Consider the following 7,107-nt stretch of genomic DNA (forward strand, 5'->3'; position numbering starts at 1 on the left):
AGGAACAACATCTCGGATGTCTTCTTTCGTCGGTCCCGGATCCTGTGCGCCAATCTCGCTGCGGCACAATGAGTTCTGTGCACAATCCCGGTGACTGGTGGTCAATGTCTGGTGGTCAGATCTCGTGCCATCGCCGAGAACCATTGGGCTCCAGCCGATGTCGGTGACTGCTGGCCCGGCGCGGCGGCACCGTAGCCGGTATGCGCTGCGACGGTTCCGGCGGCTTGGGCCAAGACCGCGGGATTGAGCAGATCCTGGTTGTCGGCCACGTTCGCGCCCACCGCCTGGGTGAGCCGCTGGGCCAGTCGCGGGATGTTGCCGATCGGGTCGGCCGTTACTGCGGCCACGACCTGGTTCAGTTTCCGGTCGGCGTCCTGAGACTGTTCGATCGTCGGTGGGCTGTCCTGCAGGCCCGCGGCATCGGCCAGCCGATTCGAGAGGCTGACGCGCGGAAGGTAGTCCACTCGCCCGCCCGGCCCCGGCTGGACATCGTCGGTGAGGACGGTGGTCCGCGCGGTGTCCACGGTTTGCGCCAGCGCCTGTCCTGCGGACGCGATCGTGGTGACCGGGTCGGTGAACTGGGTCCGCACCGCGACCCCGGCACCCACGCGCAGCAGCGCAGCGTGTTGTGGTGCGGCACAGGTCCAATCGCCCGGCAAGCAGATGTCCGCCACACGACCGTCATCAAGGGCGCCGTAGGTTTGGTCGGGGTCGACCAGACCCCCGCCCGCCGGCGGCGGCTGGTTCATCACCACACGGGTGACCGCGTTCCCGTCGGTACCCGGTGCGGGCGAGGGGCTCACGCGCTGCGGGCTACCAGGAAATACGGGTTCTCCGGTCGTGCGCGCGGGGTTGGCGAGCATGACGACTCCGCCGACCTTGTCCGCGGGGATCGGTCCGTGACCTGATCCGACCTGCTGCGCGAAGGTATGCACAGCGGCGGCACCTTGGGAGTAACCGACCGCGGCGGTCATGGTGTTCGGGCACTGCTGGTTCACCTGTGCCGCACTCGCGTCCAACTGCGCGACCGCATCGCTTTCGGACCGCTGGTAGGGCAAATTCCCCGCTCCGGTCAGCGGGAGCCCGCCGAACGTCGCCGCGTAGGGCACGTACGCGCGCTGCACCGAGCCGGGAGGGGCTTGGGACAGCAACGGCGACATCATCTGCCCCAACATCCCGGTGTCGCTGGTGGGGTCCGCGTTCACCGACGACTGCCCGGTGCCTTGAACTGCCAGAACATACAGAGCCGGGCAGTGGGTGATGGGCGGCAACGGTCCAGCGGCCGCGACGCCCGTCGACACCGCAGCACCGACGCCGACCAGTGCGACGATCGAGGACGCCAGAACCGTCCGGCCGCCCGGGCGTGTACGCCGCGACGGAGTCGAGTTCTTCATCGCTGACCGACCCCGACAGCCGCGCCCACTGCGCCTCCCGCGATGCCGCCGCCCACTGCCGCGGGCAGCCCCAGCAGACCGGCACCGATTGCCGCGCCCGCCGCGGCACCGATCGCGGTACCCGCGACACCGCTGGTCACTGTCCCGACCACCGGCACCGGTACCACGGTGCCCAGTGCCGCGCCGGCGACCCCGCCGATGGTGCCACCGATCAGACCGCCCACCACCGCGCCGACCGCTGCGGTAGGAACCCCGGCCGCCACGACACCGGCTGCGGCTCCCACGACCGTCGCTGCCGCTGTGCGGTCGGATCTGCTGGGCGGGAAGCCGATCGAGTCCCAGAAGTGCGCGACCCCGGCTTCACCGTTCGCAGCGACAGTGTTGATCTGGTCGCGGACATTCGGCGGTACCCATGGCGGGGTGGGTGTTTGGAAGTCGCCGATGCGGATCATGTTGGGCGGGGGCTGGATCGGCGCCACCGGCGGCACCGGGCGAGGCAGATGCAACTCCGGCACGACCACCGGAGCCGCTGGTGCCCACTGCGGTTCCGGACGTGTCGGCTCGTTATTGCGGACTGCGGGGGAATCCTGCTGGTCGACCGCCGGTGCCGGTGCCGCCGGTGGTGGAGGCGGCGGGGCTGTCGTACCGGGTTGCGATGGGCTGGTCACTCCAGGCTGGTCCGGGCTTGACACCACCGTAACCGCCGCATTGGACACGCCCGAGCATGTCAATGCCACGCCCGAGCATGTCAATGCCACGCCCGAGCATGTCAATGCCATGACCAGCGGTAATACTCCGGCTGCGACCATCCGCGCGCCGGGCCGAAGCGCACGCCCGCCGCCCGCAGATTGTTTGCGCTGGCGCTTCGCAGGCGGCAGACAGGGGTGAGGGTGGGACGCGCCCAACTCCTGGATCATATGCAGAGTCACCTTCTGCTCGAGGGGAAGAAAATGATGGGCGGATTCGAAAATGGACACGCTGCTTCGAATTCCGACGTCGCCGCCGTTTCTCACGACTGCGAAGTTCTTCGCCTCGCACACACCGGAAAGGTGGCGAGGAATCGGCGAGCCCGTCTCCCCCGTGGGGGGAGGGTATGGAGGAGACGGGCCGCCATTTCGCGGAGTCGATCAGCAACTCCGGTGAGGCCCGCTGTCGGCCTTATGATCCATCAAAGCGCCGGAATCCCTTGTGTGTCTACGGGTTTCACCGCCACCCTTTGTGGGACCACTGTCAGTGGTGATGTGCGTGAACCCAAATACCCGGCAATTAAGGGAATTCCCCGAGCCGGCAAGCGAAAATAGCGTGACCCCGACCATGCCCAATCCGCATTCGCATCGCTGCACTGCCAGCGCAGTTCCGAGTCCGGAAGTTGCGCCGTCATCGGGCGCGCCCAGAATCGCCGGAAATGCCAAACGTGCCGGAGAATCTGCGCTAATTGATTGTGCACCTACGGTTTTCGTCGACCACTCGGCTTGGGCCACGCCCGGCATCGGGCGGTCCTCGCCACGGCATCCTCGGCATCGGCGCGGTCAGCGTGAGATTGCTGATCGAACCCAGGCAGCTCGGCTCGCCCACTGCTACCGAGTTCGGCACTCACCCCGCTCTACTGCGTCCGCGACGTTCAGGGCCAAGGTTCTTCGTACGTGTGTGCTGGCATCGGCACAACTGTCCATTCGATCTGGTAGTCGCGGCCCAGGACCTGCCGGACCGCGCATCGGACGGCATCGGAATATTTCGGCAAGGCCAGGCGACGAACCAGGGGCTCGTGCTCATGGGACAGGATCAGGGTGTCGTTCTCGATCCGGCATACCGATGCTCCAGTGAGCAGTGCGTGCACGGCGGCACCGCCGGTCTGGCGCGTGCGAGCTCGGATAGCAGGCCAGGAAGCGGTGATCCAGCCGAGCAGGTCCTCCGTTGGATTCGGCGTCGCCGACGGTCGGACCAGTGGTGGAGGCGTTCCGCGTGCCGCGTCCTCAACGACGGCGTTGATGCGGAGACGCTCCTGTTCTAGCTGATCGGCCAGGCGGCGACGGAGGTGGGCCGGGATGTCGATGCCATCACGAGTCAACGTCAACTGCGAGAGTCCGACTTCGTAAGGAATCAGGTCGTCTCGAACGCAAGGTGGCAGATGTTCCACCCGATATTGCAGCGCACGGGCGCCGCTCGTATACGGGTGGGGCGCACCGGCCAGGAGCGTCAGCACCCCACGCCAGGGGTCCAGGATCCAGATCTGCCGGGGGTGTTCGGTGTCGGCGAGCATCATCCACGGCGTGGGATGGTCGGCATGCCAGAACCATTCATCGAGGACGTCGGCGCTGCGGTAGTCGTGGTGCCGCGTGGCCCAGGCCGAGTCGCTGAGGCGAGAACTTTGCGCCTCCAGGGCGACCTGGCTGCCGTCGGCGAACAACACCTGCACGTCACAGCGACGCTGGCCGTGGGGTAGCCACACCTCGTTGCGGACCTCGATCACCCCCGGTTGCTTTCGCGCCCATGCGGTGAGGACGGCTTTGCTGGCAAGATGCCATACCGACTCCGGAGCATGCAGACCGCCGGTAGGACCCAGGCCCGGTGGATGTGCGAAATGTGGTCGGCGATCACCACCGATCCGGCCGCGCACGACGACCGGCACGACAGCGCCGGAGGCGGTACCGACACCCGCGTAGCACAATGCGCAGACCAGGGTCCGGTCGCCGAGGTAACCTTTGGCCCGCAGCTGCCGCATGCGGTCGTCCGCGGGATCGGTTGGCGCGCAGAGATACTCATTGCATGACAGGTCCAACGCGACAGTGAGGTTGTTCGACGCAGACACTCGGGGAACCCTTTCGCGGAATAGCTGACACGGTTCGGGCAACGGAAGAGATGCCCGAACTTCTGTGAAGAGGCCGCGCTATTCACGGGGGAAGACTGTGTGGGTCCGGCTCGATGCGATGTCTGGGAGAGCTTGCCGCTCTGGGTGACTATGAGTTGTGTTGATCGCCGGGACTATTCGTGATCAGGAGGTTCGGCTGTTGTCCGGCCTCAGTTAATCGTACGACTGCCCGCCGTCGGTGTCGACCATGGACGCTGAGGATCGTGGTCCAGGGAAAACCCGACTGGTCCATGTACTTCTGCTGATGAAGCGGGAATCACCGTCGGACTCGAACGCGGGTCCTGCCCCGCTCCAACTCCCTCTGCGCCCACGCGGATCGGAGACGCGGCCAGGGGCGGTGTTCGTGAGCTCGTCCGCTCAGTGGGCGCTGCGGGACCGGCTGGTATCCGCGCCCCAAATCCGCCACTACATGATCGTCGGCCCGGGTGTTCGCCTCCCGGATGGCACCGGCCCCGGGGCGGCAAGGGCTCAAGGCGTCGTCGAGGTAAACGACCAGGGGGTGTGGGTGAAATAGTCAGGGCTGCAATTGATCCGACCACGCTGTGCGCAGTTTGCCGAAGAATCGTGCGATATGGGGATCGGAGTCGGGGATCGCATGCGGGTCCAGGTCCCACCATGCGCCGCCGTCGAACTCGGCCGGATCGAGTTGGTAGGCGTGGTGGCGGCTGCCGCGGATCGTGTACCACAGCGAGGTGTCCTCGTGCGGGAGTGGACGAGCGACGGTGGTGGAGGTCAGGAACATGGGCCGGTCGCCGGTGGCAGTGAATTCCGCAGTGATACCGAGTTCTTCGGCGGCTTCGCGTCGCGCGGTGACCAAGGGATGCTCTGCAGGTTCAACGTGGCCGCCCATCGGGAGCCACAGGCCCGCCTTACGATGCCGCCCAAGAAACACCGAGTATTCGTCGGGATCGACCAGCACCACGTAGGAAACCAGATGCCGGGGCGGGATTGCAGGAGCGACGCGTCGGAAGATGTCGTCGGTGTCGGCGAGCCACGCGAGAGTGTCGGTGATGTGCTGGCGTTCGAGTTCGTCGACCGGATCGATCTGTCTGACCAGATCGGCGACGACGGCCGTGGCGGATTGCATACGGCGAAGATACTGGCCGACACCGACATACGTTGGTGCCCTGCACAGGTTCGAGACGGTCGTGCGACGACGCAGCACGTCGCGCACATTTGCACGATCCCCCGTGCCGCGCGGCGTGTCTGGTCCAGAGCACGGTGTTGATCTGGGCCGAACTGCTGGTATGAACCCTGCGTGGTAGGCAGGCTGATATTGAACGACTCGTTTTCGTGCCGGCATCGATCCGGCCCCGGATTCTGTATCCGGATCCGAGCGATGCCGAGTGCAGGCCTGCCTGTCTCCGCTCGCACAGGAGGCAGCCAGGCCTGACTGGCCGCCGAGCGGCATACTGGATGCCGCTCCGTGATGTCGTTACGGCAGCGGGCCCGAGTACATCTCTCGCTTGCCGACGAAGTTGATGAATTCTCCAACGGAGTTTCTGATCGTCAGCTGTGACACCCGAAGGGTCCACAGCTCACCGGTTTCCGCGTCGCGCATGCGTACAGCGGAGTCTTCCTCAGCTCGGCCCTGCACGATCTTTGCCTCGTGGGCCCAGTACTCGCGGAACTGCGGATTCTTGCTCAGCTCGTTCAGCATCTGCAAGCCCCACGGCGTATTACCGTACGATCCCATCAGATAGCGAAACCAGTACACATTCAGCTCGGCCTCGCGTTCCCACTCCACCAGTACGTGGCGTGACAGTGCGGACCTGAAGTACCACAGCAGCACGTTCCCCGACTCGGCCAGACCGGGGAACGCGCGCCGGTACTTTTCGTTGGACACCAGCAGGTTCCAGCGGGTGTCGAAGACCGCCACGTAGTGGTCGTCGAGCCTGTGGATCGTGTCCATCATGATCGGGTCCAGGCTCTGTTTGAGTTCCTCGGGGTTGCGAAGGTCTTGCACCACACCCATACCCGCCAACCGCAACATGTGCTCTTTGGTAGCCGGGTTCAGCTCCAGGGCGGTTGCAAGATTGTCGAGCACCGACCGGTCCGGAGCGGATCGCTCGCCGGTCTCCAGCTTCCCGTAGTAGGAGATGGTGAGTCCTGCCCTTCTCGCCATGTCCTCCTGGGATGGATAATCCTGCTTGCCAGTCCAGTCCGGCATGCTCTTTCGCGCATCCTTCAGAAACTCGCGCAGGGTCGGCGGACGCTCCAACCCCTGCACGGATTCCGGTTCGATCGCCTCAGATTTGCTCAGGTTCAACGGGTCCACAGGACCCCCTTCATCTAGGTCGTAACAGTTTTGTGAACGTACGTTGAGCGGCATCTTGTGAACACCACCCGATGAGGGAGGGAGTCAGCACCCCGTGTTTTACGCCCCAGGACCCCCTCCAACGTTTCAACGTAGACAGTGCGGCGTCCCGTTGTCTACCCTCCTGGCGCACAGAGCGCAGCCACTGTTAGTGGTCCCACTGGGACAAGTCCCGAACGTCTTTCTGGCTCAGTGAGGTCAGCGATTTCCCAGACACTTTCGAGGACGCTCAGAACCGTGCTCCGGCCCGAAAATGCTTAGGGCGTTTCGACTTCCGGCCCTCGAACCGCGTCTGTTCCCGCCACCACACGCGGTGGCCCCACGAGCAGTGGTCCCAAATACATAGACACGCAGCCTATTTCGAACCTGTGATGGTTGTATGACCACGGTCCGCTCGGCCGATCCTCGCGGTCGCCGAAACCGCGCACTGCGCCGGCGACATCCGACAGCTTGTCGTTCCGTTGCAGTCCGCGCGAACGAGCTGGCCGCTGTCCCGGACTCGTTCAGCAACCCCAGTCGCGATCGCC

General features: G+C 65.2%; 5 protein-coding genes. All 5 read right to left on the reverse strand.

Going from position 1 to position 7,107, the window contains the following annotated elements; translation table 11 throughout:
• Positions 1–101 precede the first annotated feature (101 nt).
• On the reverse strand, positions 102–1,394 hold the full coding sequence (locus NM2_RS08045) for a cutinase family protein (RefSeq protein ID WP_084530587.1): 1,293 nt from the start codon (positions 1,392–1,394) through the stop codon (positions 102–104).
• Complete coding sequence (locus tag NM2_RS51425) at positions 1,391–1,873, reverse strand: hypothetical protein (RefSeq protein ID WP_245717895.1); 483 nt, start codon at positions 1,871–1,873, stop codon at positions 1,391–1,393. Before NM2_RS51425 ends, NM2_RS08045 begins: the two co-directional genes overlap by 4 nt.
• A 1,142-nt stretch (positions 1,874–3,015) precedes the next feature.
• Complete coding sequence (locus NM2_RS08055) at positions 3,016–4,116, reverse strand: competence protein CoiA family protein (protein ID WP_067666087.1); 1,101 nt, start codon at positions 4,114–4,116, stop codon at positions 3,016–3,018.
• Between the two features lie 661 nt (positions 4,117–4,777).
• Positions 4,778–5,350: an NUDIX domain-containing protein gene (locus NM2_RS08060; protein WP_067666090.1), complete on the reverse strand. Its 573-nt coding sequence runs from the start codon at positions 5,348–5,350 to the stop codon at positions 4,778–4,780.
• Positions 5,351–5,698: 348 nt separating this feature from the next.
• Complete coding sequence (locus NM2_RS08065; RefSeq protein ID WP_084530588.1) at positions 5,699–6,595, reverse strand: helix-turn-helix domain-containing protein; 897 nt, start codon at positions 6,593–6,595, stop codon at positions 5,699–5,701.
• Positions 6,596–7,107 lie beyond the last annotated feature (512 nt).

It is taken from the genome of Nocardia miyunensis NBRC 108239 (assembly GCF_001613065.1).
Lineage (GTDB): Bacteria > Actinomycetota > Actinomycetes > Mycobacteriales > Mycobacteriaceae > Nocardia > Nocardia miyunensis.

Bases quoted from the DNA above. Each gene is read 5' to 3' on its own strand.
- NM2_RS08045 (WP_084530587.1), bottom strand. From the start codon at position 1,394: ATGAAGAACTCGACTCCGTCGCGGCGTACACGCCCGGGCGGCCGGACG.
- NM2_RS08055 (WP_067666087.1), bottom strand. From the start codon at position 4,116: ATGCGGCAGCTGCGGGCCAAAGGTTACCTCGGCGACCGGACCCTGGTC.
- NM2_RS08060 (WP_067666090.1), bottom strand. From the start codon at position 5,350: ATGCAATCCGCCACGGCCGTCGTCGCCGATCTGGTCAGACAGATCGAT.
- NM2_RS08065 (WP_084530588.1), bottom strand. From the start codon at position 6,595: ATGCCGCTCAACGTACGTTCACAAAACTGTTACGACCTAGATGAAGGG.